The 19805-nt window shown below is 64.3% G+C and carries 14 protein-coding genes; all 14 read left to right on the plus strand.

Translation table 11 applies throughout. The annotated features are described in order from the left end of the window. Positions 1–5: 5 nt before the first annotated feature. The 14 genes from IT430_07905 (at position 6) to IT430_07970 (ending at position 19628) form a co-directional block, all read left to right on the plus strand. A complete protein-coding gene (locus IT430_07905) occupies positions 6–1253 on the plus strand; it encodes a hypothetical protein (GenBank protein ID MCC6907847.1) in 1248 nt (415 codons plus the stop codon). Between the two features lie 95 nt (positions 1254–1348). Then, positions 1349–2284: a polysaccharide deacetylase family protein gene (locus tag IT430_07910; GenBank protein MCC6907848.1), complete on the plus strand. Its 936-nt coding sequence runs from the start codon at positions 1349–1351 to the stop codon at positions 2282–2284. Then, a complete protein-coding gene (locus tag IT430_07915) occupies positions 2281–3408 on the plus strand; it encodes a Gfo/Idh/MocA family oxidoreductase (protein ID MCC6907849.1) in 1128 nt (375 codons plus the stop codon). The genes IT430_07910 and IT430_07915 overlap by 4 nt, the downstream gene beginning before the upstream one ends. Then, positions 3405–4457 carry an NAD(P)-dependent oxidoreductase gene (locus IT430_07920; GenBank protein ID MCC6907850.1) on the plus strand — a complete coding sequence of 351 codons (1053 nt, stop codon included), beginning with the start codon at positions 3405–3407 and terminating at the stop codon, positions 4455–4457. Before IT430_07915 ends, IT430_07920 begins: the two co-directional genes overlap by 4 nt. A gap of 434 nt (positions 4458–4891) precedes the next feature. Further along, positions 4892–5758 (plus strand): glycosyltransferase family 4 protein, encoded by an 867-nt coding sequence (locus IT430_07925; protein MCC6907851.1) that lies wholly within the window; start codon positions 4892–4894, stop codon positions 5756–5758. Between the two features lie 110 nt (positions 5759–5868). Further along, positions 5869–6801, plus strand: a complete 933-nt coding sequence (locus IT430_07930) for a glycosyltransferase family 2 protein (protein ID MCC6907852.1) — start codon at positions 5869–5871, stop codon at positions 6799–6801. Between the two features lie 7 nt (positions 6802–6808). After that, positions 6809–7618 carry a WecB/TagA/CpsF family glycosyltransferase gene (locus tag IT430_07935; GenBank protein ID MCC6907853.1) on the plus strand — a complete coding sequence of 270 codons (810 nt, stop codon included), beginning with the start codon at positions 6809–6811 and terminating at the stop codon, positions 7616–7618. Between the two features lie 53 nt (positions 7619–7671). After that, positions 7672–9015, plus strand: coding sequence for a nucleotide sugar dehydrogenase (locus tag IT430_07940; protein ID MCC6907854.1), 1344 nt, complete (start codon positions 7672–7674; stop codon positions 9013–9015). Between the two features lie 100 nt (positions 9016–9115). Beyond that, the gene (locus IT430_07945) at positions 9116–10120 is read left to right on the plus strand and encodes a hypothetical protein (protein ID MCC6907855.1); all 1005 of its coding nucleotides are present in this window, start codon (positions 9116–9118) and stop codon (positions 10118–10120) included. Then, entirely contained in the window at positions 10117–10989 is an 873-nt protein-coding gene (locus tag IT430_07950) for an exosortase/archaeosortase family protein (GenBank protein MCC6907856.1), read from the plus strand. Before IT430_07945 ends, IT430_07950 begins: the two co-directional genes overlap by 4 nt. Then, entirely contained in the window at positions 10990–11682 is a 693-nt protein-coding gene (locus IT430_07955; GenBank protein ID MCC6907857.1) for an exosortase-associated EpsI family protein, read from the plus strand. Next, positions 11679–13964, plus strand: a complete 2286-nt coding sequence (locus IT430_07960; GenBank protein ID MCC6907858.1) for an AAA family ATPase — start codon at positions 11679–11681, stop codon at positions 13962–13964. The genes IT430_07955 and IT430_07960 overlap by 4 nt, the downstream gene beginning before the upstream one ends. Beyond that, positions 13961–15436, plus strand: a complete 1476-nt coding sequence (locus IT430_07965; GenBank protein MCC6907859.1) for a sugar transferase — start codon at positions 13961–13963, stop codon at positions 15434–15436. Before IT430_07960 ends, IT430_07965 begins: the two co-directional genes overlap by 4 nt. Positions 15437–15458: 22 nt before the next feature. Next, positions 15459–19628, plus strand: coding sequence for a tetratricopeptide repeat protein (locus IT430_07970; protein ID MCC6907860.1), 4170 nt, complete (start codon positions 15459–15461; stop codon positions 19626–19628). The last annotated feature ends 177 nt before the right edge of the window (positions 19629–19805 follow it).

Genomic DNA, 19805 nt, shown 5'->3' on the forward strand with positions numbered 1-19805 from the left:
AATCGATGAGTGGCAATCGCACTGTTGTTGTACTCGGAGTCACTTGTAACGGGCTCTCCGTCGTCCGAAGTTTCGGACGACGTGGCATTCCCGTTGTCGCGGTCGATTCCTACACGGACCGCGCTGGCCTCGGTTCGCGCTATGCCAAGGTCATATTCGCTCCGACCAATATCATTGAGGACGAATCGCCCTGGCTTGACTTTCTGATCAAACTGGCCTCCCGCGAAGCGGAAAAGCCGATTCTCTTTCCAACCGAGGATGCCTATGTGTTGTTTATCGCGAAGCATCGCGAGGAACTGGGCACCTGCTACGACTTCAACCTACCGCCGGACGAAGTTGTTCAAGCATCCGTCAGCAAGCTGGGCACTCACGCACTCGCAGTCAAGTGCGATATTCCGACACCGTGGACCTATCTAGTGCAGACGTATGAGGACTATGAACGGATCAAGGATCAGGTTTCGTTCCCATGCGCCTTAAAGCCGTCGCTGGCACACGTGTGGTTGCGAAAGTACACTGACGAGAAGCTGCTGGTCATTGAACGACCCGAGCAGTTGCACGAGCGACTGCGAGAGCTGATGCGCCTTGGGATTGAAGTGATCCTTCAGGAGATCATCCCGGGTGGGGATGAACAGGTGTTCGTGTTCGGTGTCTACGTCGGCAGAAGCGGACAGGTGCTCGGGCACACCGTCATGCACAAGCTGCGCCAGTGGCCGGTCGATTTTGGAGTCGGGGCATTCGACGTGAGCGTGATTGAACCTGGACTGAAGGAGACGGCGTTCGAGTTGATTCGCAAGTCCGGTTACCGCGGAATGGCGTCAACAGAGTACATGCTTGACCCCCGAGATGGTCTCTACAAGCTCATCGACATCAATCCGAGAACCTGCATGATCGGGGAGCTGGCGATCGCGAGCGGAGTCGATCTTCCGTACCTCTACTATCGCGATGTCATCGGTGACCAGGTGGAGCCAGTGGAGCCGTGCAAGCTTGGGGTGAAGTGGTTCTGCTTCGAGTGGGACCTGAAGAGTTTCCTAGAGCACAGACGCCGTGGCGAATTGACCCTGCGAGGCTGGCTGGCCTCATTGCGCGGGAAGCGTGTGTGTGCGTACTACGCAGCGGACGATCCAAAGCCGTTCTTCACGGCGATGATTCAGCTTGTGCGGCGCACTTTCAGCAATGCCATTGGTCGCTCCGCGCCCAGATCAAATGAGCCGTGTCGGCAATCCGTACTTTCAGGTTCCGAGTGCCAGTCCTGATGCAGCAGGTGCGAACGCGTCTCGATCGAGCCGCCTCGAAAGCGGGAGTCTTGCGGGCGTACGAAGACTGCAGATCTCCTGGTGTGGCTGTGTTGATGTACCACCGCGTCCTTCCGGCGGGGCAGGCACGCGAGTATCCGCTGGCTTCGCTGGCGATGCCGGTTCACGCGTTTGAGGAGCAGGTCGCGTGGTTGGCCGGGCGGTATCACGTCGTCTCGCTTCGCGATGCGGCGGAGATGCTGCACCGCGGCGAGGCGCCAGAGAAGCGGGTCATCGCGCTCACGTTTGACGACGGCTACGCGGACAACTTCGAAAACGTGGGGCCGATCCTGGAGCGGTATGGTCTGCGCGGCACGTTCTTTGTCACGACCGGATTCGTCGAAGGCAGCGAGCCGATGTGGTTTGACATCGCGGCGGAAGCCTGGCTGAGAGGTTCGCCCAGCGCCCGGGAGGGCATGGTTGCATCCCTGCCGAAGCCGCCCGACAGACGCGTGGCACGGGAGGGCGGCATTCGAGTGTGGATGCAGGGCTTGAAGCAAGTGCGGCCCGGCGAACGGTTGGCGCTGATCGACCGAGCGACCAAACTGGCTCCGGGCGGGGCTGATCCGGCCAAGTACCGCGCGATGACGCGCGAGCAGGTAGCCGAGCTGCACGCGCGTGGACACGAAATCGGCTCTCACACCATTACGCACCCGATTCTGACGCAACTCGATGATGGTGAATTGCTTCGCGAACTTGTGGAGTCCAAGGACACACTCGAATCGTGGATCGGCGACGAAGTGTCGAGCTTCTGCTACCCCAATGGAGACTGGGACGAACGCGTGAAGGCGGCCGCGCTCGAAGCCGGGTATCGCGTCGCCTGCACGACGACGCCTGGCTTCAACCGGCGCCAGACGGATCGCCTGTTGCTCAGCCGGTTCGACATCACTCCGCAGAGGGTGCTGAATGCCGATGGCACTCACGATCTGCTCGGGTTTCGTGCGGAGGTTTGCGGGTGGCGGCACCTGTGCCGAAGGCTGATGTTTCGATGAGTTCAATCTTGGCAACACCTTCGATTGCGGAACAGCGGGCCGGCGAGAGCCGGGGCCCGGCACTCGGCGCTGCAACAGTCCGCGCAACCCTGATCGGCAGCGGCAAGATCTCTGAGCAGCACATCCTGGCGCTTCGGCATCGGGTCGGATGCGAAGTTGCGGCGATTTGCGACCTTTCGCCAGCCATGGCGCGCTTCACGGCGGAACGGTTCAGCATCCCGGCGACGTTCACTGACTTTGAGCGCATGCTCAGTGAGTGTGAGCCGCAAGTCGTGCACGTTCTCACCCCTGCCGCGTCGCATGCACGGATCGTGCGGCGATGCATCGAAGCCGGCCGGCACGTGATCGTGGAAAAGCCGGTGGCACTGTCGCACGAGGAGTTTTGCTCACTGCGGAGCCTCGCCGAGTCTAAGGGGGTTCTCCTCATCGAGAATCACAACTACCGGTTCAACCGGCCGTTTCTGTGGCTGGAGGAGCGGGTGGCCGACGGCGCCGTGGGCGAAGTTGAAGAGGTTGACGTCCGGCTGGCTCTGCGCATCCGCGACGGTGGACGGTACGCCGATGCCAACGCGCCGCATCCGAGTCATCAACTACCGGCGGGAGCAATTCATGAATTCATCTCGCACCTGTGCTATCTCGCGCTGCGGCTTTGCGCGGCAGAGCCGGATCACGTCCGCGCGGCGTGGCGCAACTTAGGCGGCGGAAGCATTTTCAAGTACGATGACCTGGACGCGGTCGTCGGATTCGGTCGGACGACCGCACGACTCCGCTTTACCTGCCGTCAGTGGCCGGATGAGTTCAGCGTTGCGGTGCGAGGCAGTCGTGGTCAGGCATTCATCGAAATGTTCAACCCGACCTGTCGACTCGTGCGACAGCGAGGCGGGAGCCCTCACCTCGTGCCCCTGTTCAATTCACTCTCGAATGCGCGCTCTTGCCTTGCTTCTGGATTCGGCGGCGTGTGGGGCAAGATCGCCGGAAGGACCGCGTACGAGGGCCTCGAGCGACTCCTGAACTTGACCTACGACGCCATCGAGAGCGGCGGAGACCCTCCCGTAACTCTCGATGACATGGACCGCACGAGCCGGTTGATCGATGCGCTCCTTGCACTGGAGAATCAGGTTTGAGACTGCTGATCACGGGTGCGGGAGGGTTCTTGGGCCGCGCTGTGGTAAAGGCGGCAGTGGAGCGTGGGCACTTTGTTCGAGCACTTGTTCGGCCGGCTGCCGGGCCGATCCCTCGAGAATGGGCGGGTGAAGAACATATCGAAGAAGTCCGGCATGATCTGCGACAGCGTCAGGGTTGTTCATCATTGCTCAATAATGTTGACGCCGTCATCCACCTTGCCGCAGCGAAGTCCGGCGACCTGTACGAGCAGTTGGGCGGAACGGTGGTCGCGACGGAGAACCTGCTGGACGCGATGACTGCAGCCGGAGTGAGTCGGCTGGTGTTGACGAGTTCCTTCGCGGTGTACGAGTACCTTGACCGGTGGTCATGGAGTCGACTCGATGAAGACTCTCCGCTGGCGAAATGCCCCACAAACCGCGACGAGTACTGCCAGACGAAACTCTTCCAGGAGCGGCGTGCTCGAGAACACGCCGAGAAGCACAAGTGGCGCCTGGTGGTGCTGCGGCCGGGGGTCATCTTTGGCCGAGGCAATTTATGGTCTGCTCGACTGGGTACTCAGGCGGGGAGATGGTGGATGTGTACGGGGCTGCTCAATGAAACTCCGCTGACCTATGTTGAGAACTGCGCCGAGGCGATTGTGTTGGCGGCCGAGCATGAAGGAGCAGTTCGCGAACTCGTGCTCAATGTTGTGGATGAGCGGCCGCTGGCGCTGACGTACATCAACGAGGTCCGGCGAAAGGTCGCGCCCGGCGCATTCATCGTCCCCATGCCCTGGATGCTGATGCGGACGATCGCCCGCTTTGCCTGGCTCATGAACAGGATCGTGTTCAAGGGCCGAGGAAAGCTCCCGGGGCTGCTTGTGCCCGTGCGGCTGCACGCCCGCTGCCGACCGCTGCGCTATCCGAACGATCGCATCCGCACCGTGCTCGGCTGGAAGCCGCGTTATTCATGGCGCGAGGGCCTGGATCGTTCTGTGCGGCAGTCCGCCCAATCGGCGCCACCGGCGGTCGAGGAACCGGCGGCTGTGCCTTTGAGACAGGCTGTCTGATGACCTTGCGCGTGGCCTATCTCTGCGGCGAGTACCCCCGTGCGACGGATACGTTCATTCAGCGCGAAGTCGCGGCGCTGCGATGCGAAGGGTTCGAAGTTGAGACGATCTCCGTTCGACGACCTGCGCAGCGAGAGGCTGGGACTGTCGAGCAGGAGGAAGAACGGCGGCGGACGCACTATCTCATACCTTGCGGGCCTGGGCGGCTGCTCACTGATCACCTTGGATGCTTCATCCGATCGCCGTGGCGGTATCTACTCGCGCTTCGAACGGCACTCGTAGTGAGATCTCCAGGATTGAAATCGCTTCTTTATCAGCTCTGCTATTTTGCAGAGGCGGGCCTCGTCGTAGCCGAGTCGCGCCGGCGACAGGTCAAGCACATCCACAACCAGGCGCCCGACGCAAGCGGCTATGTCGCCATGATTGCAGCGGAGATGGGTGATCTCACCTATAGCTTGACGCTTCATGGATTTGGCGCGCTGTCAGAACCGAGCCGCTGGCGGCTGCGCGAAAAACTTGAACGGAGCCTGTTCGCGATCTGCGTTAGTTCTTGGGCGCGGGGCCAAGCTATGCTTTGGAGCGATCCTGTGCACTGGGATAAGTACCACGTCGTGCACTGTGGAATCGATGCGAGCCAGTTTCAGCCGCACACGCACGATGGTCGAGGCAAACGCCTTCTGTTCATCGGGCGGTTCGATCCCGTCAAGGGCCTGCCCCTGCTGATCGAAGCAATCGATCGGCTCGCGAGGGATCACCCCGACGTGCACTTGGATCTGGTGGGCGATGGCCCTTTGCGCGGTGACCTCGAAGCCATGGTGTGCGGACTGGAACTGGAAAAGTACATCACGTTCCATGGCTACCTCTCTCAGGCAGAGTGTCGCGTTCGACTGCAGCATGCAGATGTGCTGGTGATTTCCAGCTTTGCTGAGGGCATCCCCGTCGTGCTCATGGAGGCGATGGCGTCCCGCGTGGCCGTGTTAGCCACGAATATCGCAGGCATTCCCGAACTGGTCGAACATGGCGTGAGCGGCGTGCTCGTGCCGTCTGGAGACGGCGAGGCTCTGGCGCAAGGACTCGACCAACTGCTTGCCAGCCCTAAGTGGCGCGAGCAATTGGCGGACGCGGGTCGGCAGCGCGTGGAGCGCGACTTCAGGTCCGATCTGGAGGCGGCGCGTCTCGTTCACATCTTTCGGGAACGACTTGCCGGCAGGCCCGTGTCGGTGCGTCCAATTGTTCGAGGCACAGATCGATCGCATTGGCAAGAGATTCCAACACCAACCCCAGTCGGGACGGGGCAGTGAATAGCGGGTTTCCTCGAAGCGAAGGGCTCGCTGCACACCCGGAGGCGTGCTTCGAACCCAGCGGGCCGGCATACGTGGCGATCTCCCCCTGCCGGGATGAGGCGGCGTACATGCGGCAGACGCTCGACTCTGTGATTGCCCAGACAGTGCGTCCGTCGGTTTGGGTCATTGTCGACGACGGCTCGACGGATGGCACGCCCGGGATTCTTGCGGAGTACGCGGCGCGTCATGAGTTCGTTCGGGTCGTGCGACGGGGGGATCGCGGGCGGCGCAGTGTTGGGCCGGGCGTCATCGATGCGTTCTACGCGGGTCTGGAGACGGTCGAGCTCGCCGACTTTGACTTTGTTGTCAAACTTGATCTCGATCTTGATTTGCCATCCGGTTACTTTGAGGAACTGATCTGCCGCATGGAGGCCGATCTTTCGATCGGCACGTGCAGCGGTAAGCCGTATTTCATCGATCCTCGCAGCCGGAAACTCGAAAGCGAAATGTGCGGCGACGAGATGTCTGTCGGGATGACGAAGTTCTACCGCCGCGAGTGCTTTGAGCAGATCGGCGGGTTCGTGCGCGAGGTGATGTGGGACGGGATCGACTGCCATCGCTGCCGGATGCTGGGGTGGAAGGCGTGCAGCTGGGATGATCCGGAGTTGCGGTTCATTCACCTTCGGCCGATGGGCACGAGCGACAAGGGCTGGTGGACGGGGCGCATGCGGCACGGGGCCGGGCAGTATTTCATGGGCACGGGTCTCGCGTACATGACGATCAGCGCGTTGTATCGCATGACGCGGCCGCCGCGCGTGCTTGGCGGGCTGGCGATGTGGTGGGGCTATGTGAAGGCAATGCTCCAGCGCCGGCCGCGCTATGACGATCTCGAGTTTCGCCGGTTCCTCCGGGGCTACCAGTGGCAGTGCCTTTTCAAGGGCAAGCGCCGGGCAACCCAGGAATTGGATGAACGCCAGGCGGCGGTGTTTGAGCAGCGGATGAAGGCTCAGTCCGCCTCGAGCAGCCGAGTGACGCGAGGCGCCGCTGTCGCGGCCGGATAGCGGCGTGATGACCATCGTTTCAAAACCCTCAAACGTCTTCTCCGCACCACGTCCCATACGACTTCTGGGCGCGCGGCTCGATTCGACGACGGAGCAGCAGTGCATCGCGCATGTACTCGACTCACTCGATGAGGGTCGAGGCGGGTGGATCGTGACCCACAACCTCGATCACCTCCGCCGGCTCACGCTCGATGGCGCGTTTCGAGCGCTTTGCGAGCAAGCGGACATCCGTGTCGCGGATGGGATGCCGCTTGTCTGGGCGAGCTGGGTCCAAGGTACGCCGCTGCCGGAGCGCGTGGCGGGTTCGAGTCTCATCTGGACGCTCAGCGCGGCCGCGGCGATGCGAGGCAAGTCGATCTTTCTGCTTGGCGGCGACGGCGAGAGCAGTTCGCGCGCCGCCGAGGCGCTGCGGAGCAAGTGGCCGAATCTCAAAGTTGCGGGCGTGGACCCGGCTCCAGTGGGCTTCGATCGAGATGCTGCACGGATGGAGCAACTCAGGCGGAGACTCATCGCCGCGGGGCCCGACATCGTGTATGTCGCGCTCGGCTCGCCCAAGCAGGAACAGTTGATCAGCGAACTGCGCAGCACCCTTCCCCAAGCCTGGTGGATCGGCGTGGGGATCAGTTTCAGTTTCGTCTGCGGCGAAGTGAGGCGGGCGCCGCGCTGGGCTCAGCGGGCCGGCCTGGAGTGGGTGCATCGCCTGGCCCAGGAGCCCGGGCGTCTCTGGCGGCGATACTTGTGTCAGGGCATCCCTTTCGCCGCCCGGCTGTTCGTTTCTGCAGCACTCAAGCGATTCGCGGTGCGTACAGAAACATGAACCGCCGCGTAACCGACGGATTCGCAACGCAACCGCAGGAAGCGCCAGTGCAAATGTCGCACACAGAACTCCAATCCCGACTCGACTCCGCGACCGCCACGATTGGCGTCATTGGCTTGGGGTACGTTGGGCTGCCGCTGGCGAGTGCGTTGCATGCCGGGGGGTTCCGGGTCGTCGGGTTCGACGTCGATGCGAGCAAGATCGAAGCCCTCGCGGCGGGGCGGAACTACCTCAAGCATCTCGGGCAGGAGATGACGGCGGCTGTGGCGGCGAGCGATCGGTTCGAGGCGACGACCTCGTTTGCGCGGCTGGGCGAGCCGGATGTAGTGATTGTCTGTCTTCCGACTCCGCTTGGCGCGCATCGCGAGCCGGATCTGAGTTACGTGATTGACGCGGGGGAGCGCATCGGCGCGACGCTTCGCCGCGGGCAGTTGATCGTGCTCGAGTCGACGACGTATCCTGGCACAACCCGCGATGAGTTTCTGCCGGCGGTGGTTGAAGCGGCTCGCCGGGCAGGTCGCGAGTCACTCGAATGCGGCAAGGACTTCTTTGTCGCCTACTCGCCGGAGCGCGAGGATCCGGGCCGGCAGTCGCACTCGACGCGCACCATTCCCAAGCTCGTCGGCGGCCTGGATGATGTCGCGACTGATCTCGCGGTGCGCCTGTACCGCCGGGCCGTTGAGCAGGTGATCCCAGTGCGATCTGCGGAGGTCGCGGAAGCGGCGAAACTGCTTGAAAATATCTTCCGCTCGGTGAACATCGCGATGGCCAACGAGATGAAGATGATTCTGGATCCGATGGGGATCGACGTGTGGGAGGTAATCGCTGCGGCCTCGACCAAGCCGTTCGGCTTCATGCCGTTTTATCCGGGGCCGGGGCTCGGCGGGCACTGTATCCCGATCGATCCGTTCTACCTGACGTGGAAGGCCAAGGAAGTGGGCCGGCCGACGAAGTTCATCGAACTTGCCGGCGAGATCAACACGTCGATGCCGCATTACGTGATGGGCAAAGTGACCGATGCGCTGAACCAGCAGGGCAAGGCGGTGCGCGGCTCGCGCGTGCTTGTGCTCGGGCTGGCGTACAAGCCGAATGTGGACGACATCCGCGAATCGCCTTCGTTTGAGTTGATCGAACTGCTGCGCGATCATGGGGCGCTGGTGGAGTATTCGGATCCGCACGTGCCGCAGACGCACCAGATGCGCAAGTACGATCTGCGGATGAAGAGCGTCGAACTGTCGCGCGAGTCGATCGGTTCGTTCGACGCGGTGCTGATTGCGACGAATCACGATGCGTTTGACTATGAATTGCTTGCGGCGCATGCGCGGCTCGTGATCGACACCCGCAACGCGATGCACGCGTTCGAAGCGCAGATGGGCGCGCGGCTGGTGAAGGCCTGAGCGAACGCGCAGCGCCGCCACGCGGCAGCGCGACGGCGACAGCACTTCGAAGATCGCGCCACTTTCGGGCAATGACGGCACCGAGATTCTCAATCTCGAAATGACTCCCTTCGACACAACTCAAGGCAAAACGAACGGCTCGCTGCTGCCGGAGCTGGCGCGCCTTGCGCCGGCGGCCGGAGGTTGCGTCGAGGCGTTTGTGCTGCTCGGCGGCGGACTCACGCCCTCGCCGCTGACGGCGGCTGCGCAGTGTTCGGTGCTCGATCTGCTGGTCGGGCCTGGCGATCGCACCGTTCTCAACCGCTGGATGGAAGTCATCGACGGGCTTGGAGATCTGGCTGCGGATCGGCTGTCGATCATCGTCGCCAACGGGGAGGACATTCCCCCGCCGCGTCTGTCGGCGGAGGCGGCGAGGCAGATCGAGGTCGTGGTCGATCAGGAGAGCTACCGCGGCGCGGCGGGCGTGGTGCACGATGTGTCGCAGCATCTGAGCGACGACTCGCTGCTGCTGGTGGCCGAGGCGGCGCGGTGCCCGGACTTTGACCTGGCGGCGCTGGTGAAGCATCACCGGTCCAATGCCTACGAAACAACGGTGCTGGTCAATCCGGACGGGACACCCGCGGGCGTGTATGTGGTTGCCCGCCACCTCATGCGCTACGTGCAGCGCGAAGGGTACATGGATCTGAAGGAACAGTGGCTGGCGAAAGTCATCGCCGGCGAGCATCGCGTGGGGGCGTTTCGATTGATTGATGGATACTCGCGGCCGCTGCGCACGCGGGAGCAGCTGCTGCATGCGGCAAGGCTCAGCGCGCAGCCCGCTTCGCAGAGCAGGTCGGCTCGATTTCGGCTTGAGGCTGCAGCGCGGCGAAGCGGATTTCAGTGCATCGCAGCGGATGCAACGGTGGACTCAACGGCGGTCGTGGTTGATTCGATCATCATGGCGGCGGCCAATGTCGGCGCGGGCAGTATCGTGACGCGGTCGATTGTTTGCGCCGGAGCGGTCGTGCCGGCCGAGGCGCGGCTGGTGGATGAGGTGTTCACCGCCGGCCACTCTCAAGTCGATGCGGCACGCAAGAACGGAAACCACCGGGGGCCGACACGTTGAGCACACTTCGGCGCACATGGGACTTTTCACTCGGGCTCTGGCTCGGCGTGCTGACACTCGTCGCCGTCGCGGCCACCATCGACCTCTGGCGCGACATCTTCGCCATCGGCTGGCAGGATCCCGAGAATTCGCATCTCATTCTGGCGCCGTTCGTCGCCGCCTGGCTGATCTGGGTGCGGCGCGAGCGGATTCGCTTCGTGCGGCCGAACCCGAGCGTGTCTGGCCCGCTTGTCGTGATCGCGGGTTGGATCAGCGTGCGTATCGGCTACCAATATGGCATCATCGTGGCGCAGCACGGCGGAGCACTGCTCATCGTCTGCTGCGCCGCACTCACGATGCTCGGGCCCCAGGTCGTGCGGCTCTTCCTGCCGGCTGCCGCGGCGCTGCTGTTCATCCTGCCGGTCCCCGGGCGGATTCGTGAGGCCATTGCCCTGCCGCTGCAGGAGCACACCGCGCAGATCACCCATTACCTTCTGACCGCCATCGGCATTCCGCTCGAACGCGGCGGCAGCGTGCTGACCATCAACGGTACCGAAGTCGCCGTGGCCGAAGCCTGCAACGGAATGCGCATGGTCACGGCGTTGATGCTCATCACGTTCGCGTTTGTGTTCTCGGTGCCGATGCGGCAGCGGATCCGGCTGTTCTTTCTCATCCTCAGCCCGGTGATCGCGCTGCTTGTCAACGTGATCCGCCTCGTGCCGACTGTGCTGCTCTACGGCTACGCCAGCGAATCGGTGGCTACGACGTTTCACGACATCAGCGGGTGGATCATGCTTTTCGTCGCCCTGGGGATTCTCTGGGCGATGCTCGGGCTGCTGCGGTGGCTGGAGATTGCGGTGTCGCCGCATCCGATCGGAGAGGAGGACTAGATGACGCGAGGCAACCGCCATCGACTCCGCTCGCGGGGCATTCCGCTGGTCACGCTGGCGCTGCTGATGTGCATGTTTGCATTCGGCGGACTCGGGCAGGACCCGCCGACGGGAGCGCCGGACTACTTCGCTCGCGTGGCGGCAAAGATGGATGAAGTGCCCTTCAGGGTCGACAACTGGTTTGGAGTCAATCTGCCGTACACGGACGTCGAAGTGGAAATGCTCCGGCCCAACAAGATGCTTCAGCGCACCTATCAGGATCAGACGACGGGGCAGAAGGCCAGCCTGTCGATTGTGCACTGCACGGATGTGCGCGACATGGGCGGCCACTACCCGCCGGTCTGCTATCCCGCGCATGGATGGAACCTGGAGTCGAGCGAACTCTCCGAAGTGTCTGTGCAGGGTCGGCCGCAGAGCGTGCGCGTCTACGTATTCTCGCGCATGAACCGTGGAACGAGAGAGGCCATCCGGATCGTGAGCTTTTTCATCATTCCGAACTCATCGGACATTCGCAGCGAGAGAGACGGGCTGGAGCGTGCCGCCAAGCGGCCACAGGCGGCGGGGCTTGGCGCTGCCCAGGTGCAGATTCTGACGCCCGATTCGCAATCGAAGGAAACCACCGCAGAGATGGTGTCGAAACTGATTGACGTCGTCGAGCCTGTCATCGCGACAGTCCAAGAAGGTGTGAAATGAACGCAGACGGACAGATGCAGGTTCACCGCGTGCAGGTCGGTGACGGCCTGGTCGGGCCGGCAGCCGAGGAGCGCCAGGCCGGGGCGGTGGCGCTGCTCCACCGCCGGCTGCGCGGCCGGTACCCGATCGCGATCATCCTGGCCGCGGTGTTCGCGTCGATCGGCATCGTTGGCGGCTACCTCTCAAGCGGGCCGCAGTACACGAGCGAAGGGTTCATTCGAATTGTTCCAACGCTGCCGCGCTTGATGTACCGCACGGAAGAGAACGAGATGCCGCCGCTGTTCGGCGAGTTTGTCGCCTCGCAGGCCGAGATCATCGACTCCCCCCGTGTTCTGCAGCAGGCCGCCGACGATTCGAAGCTCACAGAAATAGGATGGCCCATTGGCGGTGACGGCGCTTCAAAACTGAAACGAAGCATCGACGTCAACTATCGTCGCGGGACTCAGATCATTTTTGTGAGCGCGACGACCGATTCGCCGCGCGAGTCGGAGCGGGCGGTCAACGCGGTCATCGAAGCCTACATGGCTCTCTATGGCGACACTTCCGACTCTGAGGTTACCGAGAAGGTAAGTCTTCTGCGCTCCCGCCGCACCGATCTTGAGAACCGCCTCACCAGTATTCGCGGTTCCATCCTCGCGTTCAGCGACAACTACGGCTCATCCGATCTGGACTCGATCCTGGCGGCGCGCACGCAGGAACTCATTTCCATTGAGCAGGACATCTTCACTGTAAAGCAGCGCATTCTCGGGCTGGAGACGGCCGAGCCTCGTGAGACCGGCTCCCAAACAGGCGAGCCTGATCTCTCACTGGAGTACCTCGCCAAAATGGATCCTACCGGCCTCGGAGAACTCGTACGCCAGCGCGAGCAACTCGACGCGCAGATTGAAGAAGCCCAACGCTTCGGCCCGCGTCATGTTCAGACCCGCCGGTTGATCGAAGAGCGCGACGTCCTGAACTCGCAGATCAACAAGCGGCTGGAGGTCGTTCGCGGCTGGGCCCGCGACGGCAGCCTCACTCCAACTGAACTGGCCGGCAACACCGGCGATCTGACGCTTCAGCAGGCGCAGGATCTGCTCGCGAGGCTGGAGACCGCCCGCAATGCCGCCTTTGAGGAAATGCAGCGAATCTCCAAAGCCATGAGTGAGATCGACGCGAAGCGCGAGGAGGCGGAATCCGTAAAGGGCTGGCTTGCCGAGACGGCGCGCGCTCTCGAACAGCTGCTCGTCGAGACACAGAACTCGACTCAGGGTCGCATCGACCCTTCGCTGGGCGACCTGCCGACCCAACCCTCCAAGGACCGCCGCTTCCAGCTCGCCGTCCTCGGCGGCATGGCTGGCGCGGGCTTCGGCGTCGGCCTTGTGCTGCTCTTCGGCCTGCTCAGACCGAGTTTCCGCTACCTTGATGAGATCGAAGAAGCCGAGACGCTTCTGCCCGTGCTCGGCACACTGCCCGATCTGAGCAGCGAAGCTGAAGACCTCGAATCGATGGCCACGCTGAGCGTCCATCACTTGCGCAACATGCTCGCCATGCAGGCCCGGCCGCGCAAGCAGGGCGGAACGGCGTTCATGGTCACGAGCGCCCGGCCCGGCGACGGCAAGACGAGTCTGACGGTTGCGCTGGGCATGTCGTTCGCCGCCCAGGGCGTCAAGGTGCTCCTGATCGACGCCGACCTCATCGGCCACGGCCTCTCGCCGACGATGCGCATGGATGGCAAGGTCGGCCTGCGCCAGGTTGCCGGCGGCGCCTCGCTGGCCGAGTGCATCGTGCCATCGCGCATCGCCAATCTCTCCGTGCTGCCCGCCGGCCAGTCCACGCGTCAGAGCGCCGGGTCCAACGGCAAGGCTGCATCGAATGGGTCGCTCGAAGCCGAACACCTCTCCACCGAGCGCATGCACGAACTGATCGACGAAGCCCGGAGCAAGTTCGACATCGTGCTCATCGACACGGGGCCGCTGATGGGGAGCCTCGAAGCCAATGTGCTGGCGACGGTCGTGGACCGCGTGGTGCTCACCGTGCCGCGCGGCCAGGATCCGCGCCTGCTCCGTGCCGCCTTGGGCCGGCTGCGCTCGGTTGGCGCGACGTGCGCCGGCCTCGTCTTCAATCGCGCCACGCCCACCGATCTGCGCAGCAGCATGAGCACGATCTCGTTCCACTCGCAGAGCATGCGATCCAACGGCGAAGTGGGTCCGGAGTCCACAGCCGAGTCCCGGCACGCTCTCGTCCGCGCCATTCTGATGAGCGGCCAGCCTGCAGACAACAAGAAGGCCGCTGACAAAGCTTGACGCTACTCACGCGACATCCCGAGACCAGCGTCGAGCCCGCCGAGCCCGCGCGCCCGGTCTTCTGGGGCCTCGATCACAAGGCGCTGCACGATCGCTTCTGGGCTTCGCGCGGCGTGCAGGTCGTGCGGCCGGGCATGCTCGTCGAGCGCGCTAAGGGGCAGGAGCCGGTCCGGGTGCGCGAAGGGCCGGGCAAGCGCCATCGCGGCGACTTCTACCTGCTCCTGGGCGAGCGCGATCTCGTGCTCTTCCGCCTGGCCCCGCTTCTCGATCGCTTCTCTTGGCTCAAGCCTCGCTCGATGCGGCTGCGGCTGGTGGAGCAGGAGCCCGAGCCTTATCTGGAGCGCGTCGAGACCGATGAGCAAGGCCTGCTCAAGCGCATCCGTCGGCTTTACCACAGTCGATCGAGCGCCACGCAGCAGGCCTGGCTCACCGCCGACGGCAGCATCGCCCTGCTCTGGGCCCAGTCGCCCAGCCTCGCGCAGGCGAAGCGCGCCATCAAGCGCCGCCTGCGCCACGATGCGATCGTGCCTGAGATCGCCCGCGCGCGGCTGTTCAACACCGACGCGGACGCAAGCCGCATTGATCAATTCCTCCTTGTCCTGCAACGACTCTGGCAGCGGCCGGGGGCCACGCTCGACGGGGTCTACGAGTTCAGCCCCGGCATCTGGGTGCACGAACAGGCGCAGGTCGCGCCCGGCGCTCGTCTCATTGCGCCACTCTGGATCGGCGCGGGCACGCGCATCGACGCCGCGGAAGTTGTGGTGGGGCCAGGCGGAGTCGCCGACAGCGCTAGTGCCCACGTTGATCTCCAGCCCATCGACTGGGAGCACATTCGCTTTGCCTCGCGCAGCCGCTTCACGCGCGGCGACGCAGCCCCGCTGTCCCGACCCGGCAAGCGGCTCTTTGACATCGCCTTCGCCAGCGCGGCGCTTCTCGGCACCGCCATCATCTATCCTCTGGCCATCGCCGCGATCGTCCGCGAAGACGGCTGGCCCGCGTTCTTCATTCATCGCCGGCAGACGCTCGGCGGCCGCGAGTTTCCGTGTTACAAGTTCCGCACGATGTTCCGCAACGCCGAGGCGTTGAAGGCGGATCTCGTGCAGGCGAACGCGTGCGACGGCCCGCAGTTCCACATCGAAGATGACCCGCGCGTGCTCAAGGTCGGCAAGATCCTGCGCAAGTATCACCTCGATGAACTGCCCCAGTTCTGGAACGTGCTGCTCGGCCACATGAGCGTCGTCGGGCCGCGGCCCAGCCCGGACAAAGAGAACCAGTACTGCCCCACGTGGCGCGAAGCGCGATTGAGCGTGCGGCCCGGCGTGACTGGACTGTGGCAGGTCCGCCGCACGCGCCGACCCGAGAACGACTTCCAGGAGTGGATCCGCTACGACCTGGAGTACGTGCAGAACCAGAACTGGCGACTCGATCTTTGGATCATCTTCGAGACGATCCGCAAGATATTGATCCGATGACCTGCCTCATGTGGAGCTTGAAATGACACGACGCGGCAAGAAGCGTCTCCTCATTCTCGTGGGCATCACCGCGCTGCTCGGCGGTGCGGCAACGGGCGCGTATTTCGTCCGCGAAGCGCGGCGGGCCCAGCAGATCGCCCAAGCGTATGCAGAAGGCATGGCGGCCTATGACGCCGGCGACTACGAGAACGCGCTGCGCGGCTTGGGCAAGGCGCTCTCGGAGCACCGCGAGGATCCGGAAGTGCTCTACCGTGTCGCCGACGCCCGGTGGCATGTGCCGGTCGAGAACAACCGCCACCTGGGCGCCGCGATCCCTTACGCGCGCGAAGCGGCCAACCGAGCCCCGCAAGATGCGCGGCCGCTGGCGCTGCTGCTGGTCTTGTATCGCCGGGTGGGATTCGTCACCGAGCGGCTTGATGCTGCTGAGCGGCTGCTGGCGCTGGACGGGGCGCATCAGCAGGCTCACATCGCCAGGATCGAGTGCCTGGCCACGCTGGGCCGTTCGAGCGAAGTGCAGGCCGCGGTTGATGCGTTGCTCGCTGTGCACTCTCAGGACCTCTACGGCCACCAGTCGCGCATCGAGACGATGCGACTCAACGGCCACCCCGCAGAAGAAGTGCTCGCGTACACGAAAGATCTTGTCACGCAGTATCCCGAAAATCTCATGCTCGCGACGCTGCAGGTGCGCGTGCTGGCCGCATACGGCAATCGCGAGGAGGCCATCGAAGCAGCCAAGCGCGCCCAAGGGCTGAAGATTCCTGATGCTGAAGCCCTGCTCGAACTCGTCCGCATGCTCGATCAGATCGGCCTGCGCACGGATGCCGATGTGCTCCTCGATCGAAACGCGATGGACACGCAGTTCCGCGACGACGTGCACGCGTATCTCATCGAGCGAGCCTGGAAGGCTGGCCAGATGGATCGCGCCCGTCAGCACGCGGCGATGCACGCCGAGCCGCTCGATGCGACTCCTTCGCGACTGCTTGGCTGGATCGCGCTGACCGCGCTTCCGGTTGATGGCGGCTGGCAGTCCGGCGCCGTCGGCGCCGAACTGACCACGCGCACCGATGACCAGGGCCGCTATTGGCAGGGGCTGCTCGACAGCCGCGAGTTCATGGATGCGGCTGAGTACAGCAAGGCGCGGCAGCGTCTCTCGGAACTGGTGGCGCTTCCTGTAACCGACAGTCTGGCGTGGTTGATGCTCGGCGAGGCCGATCAGCGCCTCGGCGAATCGGAGATGGCCGTGCTGAGCCTTGAGGAAGCCGTGCGGCAGGATCCGACGTCTTCACGTGCGCAGATGATGCTGGCGACTTCGCTGCTCGATTTGGGCCGCCTGGATGAGGCTCGCCTTCCGGCCGAGCGAGCGGTCATGTCCAACCCCGGCGCAGCCGAGGCGCTGACGCTGGCCCGTATCTACGTCGCGCTCATCGATGCCAACCGCGCTGACCAGCGCATCCGCGATGGTGTGGTCACGATCCTGGAGGAGATGTCTGCACAGGCGCCGGACCAGGCCGATGTGCAGGCGCTGTTGGCGCGGACGTACGTGGCCGTCGGGCATCTCGAAGAGGCACAGGTGGTGATCGGTCAGATGGCGACGATGGAGCGGCTGCCGAACTCAGCCGTGTTGCTTGATCTGGCCAACGCCTGCAGGCGATCGGCGCCGCAACTCGTCGAGGGGGTGCTCGCCGTCGCCGCGCGGCTCGAGACCGTCGGTCCGGGGCTCATGGCGCTGCAGATGAGCGCCGGCTCGGCGGCGCTTGCGCCTGAGGTGGTGCGCGCCAGGTACGAAGATGCGATCAAGACCGCGGATGATGCGAACCTGCGCATGCAGTACGAAATCGCCTACGCACGGTATCTGGATGCAACGGGTGATGAGGGCGCACTTGCTGAACTCAAGCGCATCTCGACGGCGTATCCGGATCGGCCCGAGGCGCAGAACGCGCTGCTCGACTCCCGCGCGGGGTGGACGGATGAGAAGTGCATCGTTGATGCGATCGAACGTCTCAAAGCTGTGACAGGCGAGAACGCGGCCCGCTGGAAACTCGCAGATGCTCAGCGCCGCCTCGCGTTCGAGCCGGGCGACGAGGCGGCCTCGGCGGTTGTGCTTTCACTGACGCCGCTCACGCAGCCGCCCTCGTCGAATGTTCGGGCGATGATGCTGTGTTCCGACGCCATGCTCATGCTCGGCGACAAGCGGCAGGCGATCGACATTCTTCTGCGCGCCCTTGACCGTGATTCGAGCAATCCACTGCTTTACGCGCACACGATCGACCTGCTCCAGAGTGCCGGCCGGGCCACCGAGGCGGCGACGCGGCTGCGCGAGTTCCTCGCGATCCGGACGCTGAGCCCGGAGTTTCAGCGCCGGCGCGTTGAACTGCTGGCGCGAGCCGCCATGTGGGACGAAGCGATCCGCGATTGCGAATCGCTTCTGGCGGCGACCGGCGAGTCGCAGGATCGGCTGATGCTGGCCGTGCTTCATGGCGGCCACGGTCAATCTGCGGACGCCCGGCGGCTTTTTGATGGGTTGCTCGCCGAACCCGATGCGTCTCGCGACGTGCGCATCGCGGCGGCGGACTTCTACGCCGCGGCCGAGAGCGTCGAGCGCGGCGCGGAAATGCTCAAGCCACTTCAGGAGCAACTGACGGCCTCTGAATACATCGCGCTGCTGGCCGGCTACTACGAACGGCAGGGTCGGCTCGACGAAACAGCCAGACTGCTGGAGACGCAGGCCCAATCCTCCGGCGATGGCGATGACTGGGCTGCACTGGCCGAATTCCAGATCCGCACGCGCCAGGCGGATCAGGCCCGGTCGACCATCGCCGCCGGCCTGAGAGCCGATGCGGATCATCCGGCCCTGCTCGCGCTGCACAGCCTGATCGATTCGCTTGAGTCCGGCAGCCTTGGCCCCGAGTCCATTGACGACATCATCGACGCGCTCGTCGATGAGAGCCTTCGGCCCGCGATGAAACAGATCGCCGCGGCGATGCAGTACGCCGAAGCGAACCCGGGCGACTCTGCCGGCTACATCAAGCGGCTGCGCGACGCCGTGGACAGCGAGCCCGCTCTGATCCTCGGCTGGCAACTGCTCGCGGGCGCTCTGCTCAACGCGGGCCAGGCGGATGAGGCCGTGCTGGCGGCACAGAACGCGGCGCGCGTCCTCCCGAATTCGGTCCGGGCGGCAGAACTGCTGGCCACGACACTGGCGGATGCCGGGCGCTTCACCGAAGCACGGGCCGGGGCGGGCCGGTGGCGGCAACTCGATTCGGAGCGCCCGACTCGCGCCGATCTCCTCATTGCCCAGATCGAGACGCAGTCAGGACAGCCGGAGCGGGCCCTCACGGCGATCCAGCCGTGGGTGGAGCGCATCAAGGCGGAGGCGGACCAGTTTCCAACGCGCCTTGGCCTCTACGCGAGCATTCTCATTCAGGCTGGCCGCGCGGATGAGGCGCATGAGCTGATCTGGCCGCGAGCCGAGAAGAGCGGCGACTGGGCTCAGGCGTACGTGCGGCTCGCCGCAGAGATCGGCGACGTCTCGCTGGGCGTCCAGTGGGTGGATCGAGCGGAGCCGCTTGTCCCGCTGACGCCCGACACGCGCATGGGAATGGCTCAGGTCCGCTCCGAATTCGGGCAGCGCGGCGGCGGGGCGGATCAGTTCCGCAAGGCGGTGGCGCTGCTCGAGCCGCTTCAGTCGGATCCGGCCTTCCCGGCGGCGGCGCTGGCGATGCTCGCCGGCTGCCAGCAGCAACTCGGCGAAATCGCCGCCGCGGAGGCCACGTATCGCAAGGCGCTGGCCGCGGCGCCGGGCGACCCGATCATTCTCAACAACCTGGCCTACCTGCTGCTCGATTCGGCGGAGAACGCCGACGAAGCACTTCAGATGGCCACGCAGGCAGTCGCTGCCGCGAAGCAGCGCAATCTCCCCGCGGGCATCCGCGCCAACCTGGCGGACACGCTCGGCACGGCTCAATTGAGTGCCGGCCTGTTTGATGAAGCGCAGCGGAGTTTCCGCGATGGCCTGGTCCTCGACGGGCGCAATGCACTGCTGCAACTCGGCCTGGCGGAAGCACTTGCGCGAGCCGGGCGCGTGGATGATGCCCGGGTGCAATACGAGCAGGTCGCCGCACGGCGCGACGTCAATCGGAGTGATGCGGATCTGGCCGCCCGGCTGGACCGCGTCGCGGCGCTGGTGAACTAGCGCTGCATCGGGCTTCCCGTCCTGGGCTGGCCCGCGAAGTTATCCACAATTCAACCACCACTTGGCCAGCGCGCGAGCGAATCTCCGCGCGCTGGGGGTCGTTTCGTGCCCACTATCCGCAGCGCGCGAACGGCGAATGGCGTCCCACTTCCTCCAAATCACCTGTATTCGCAGAAC

It is taken from the genome of Phycisphaerales bacterium, from assembly GCA_020852515.1.
GTDB lineage: Bacteria > Planctomycetota > Phycisphaerae > Phycisphaerales > UBA5793 > UBA5793.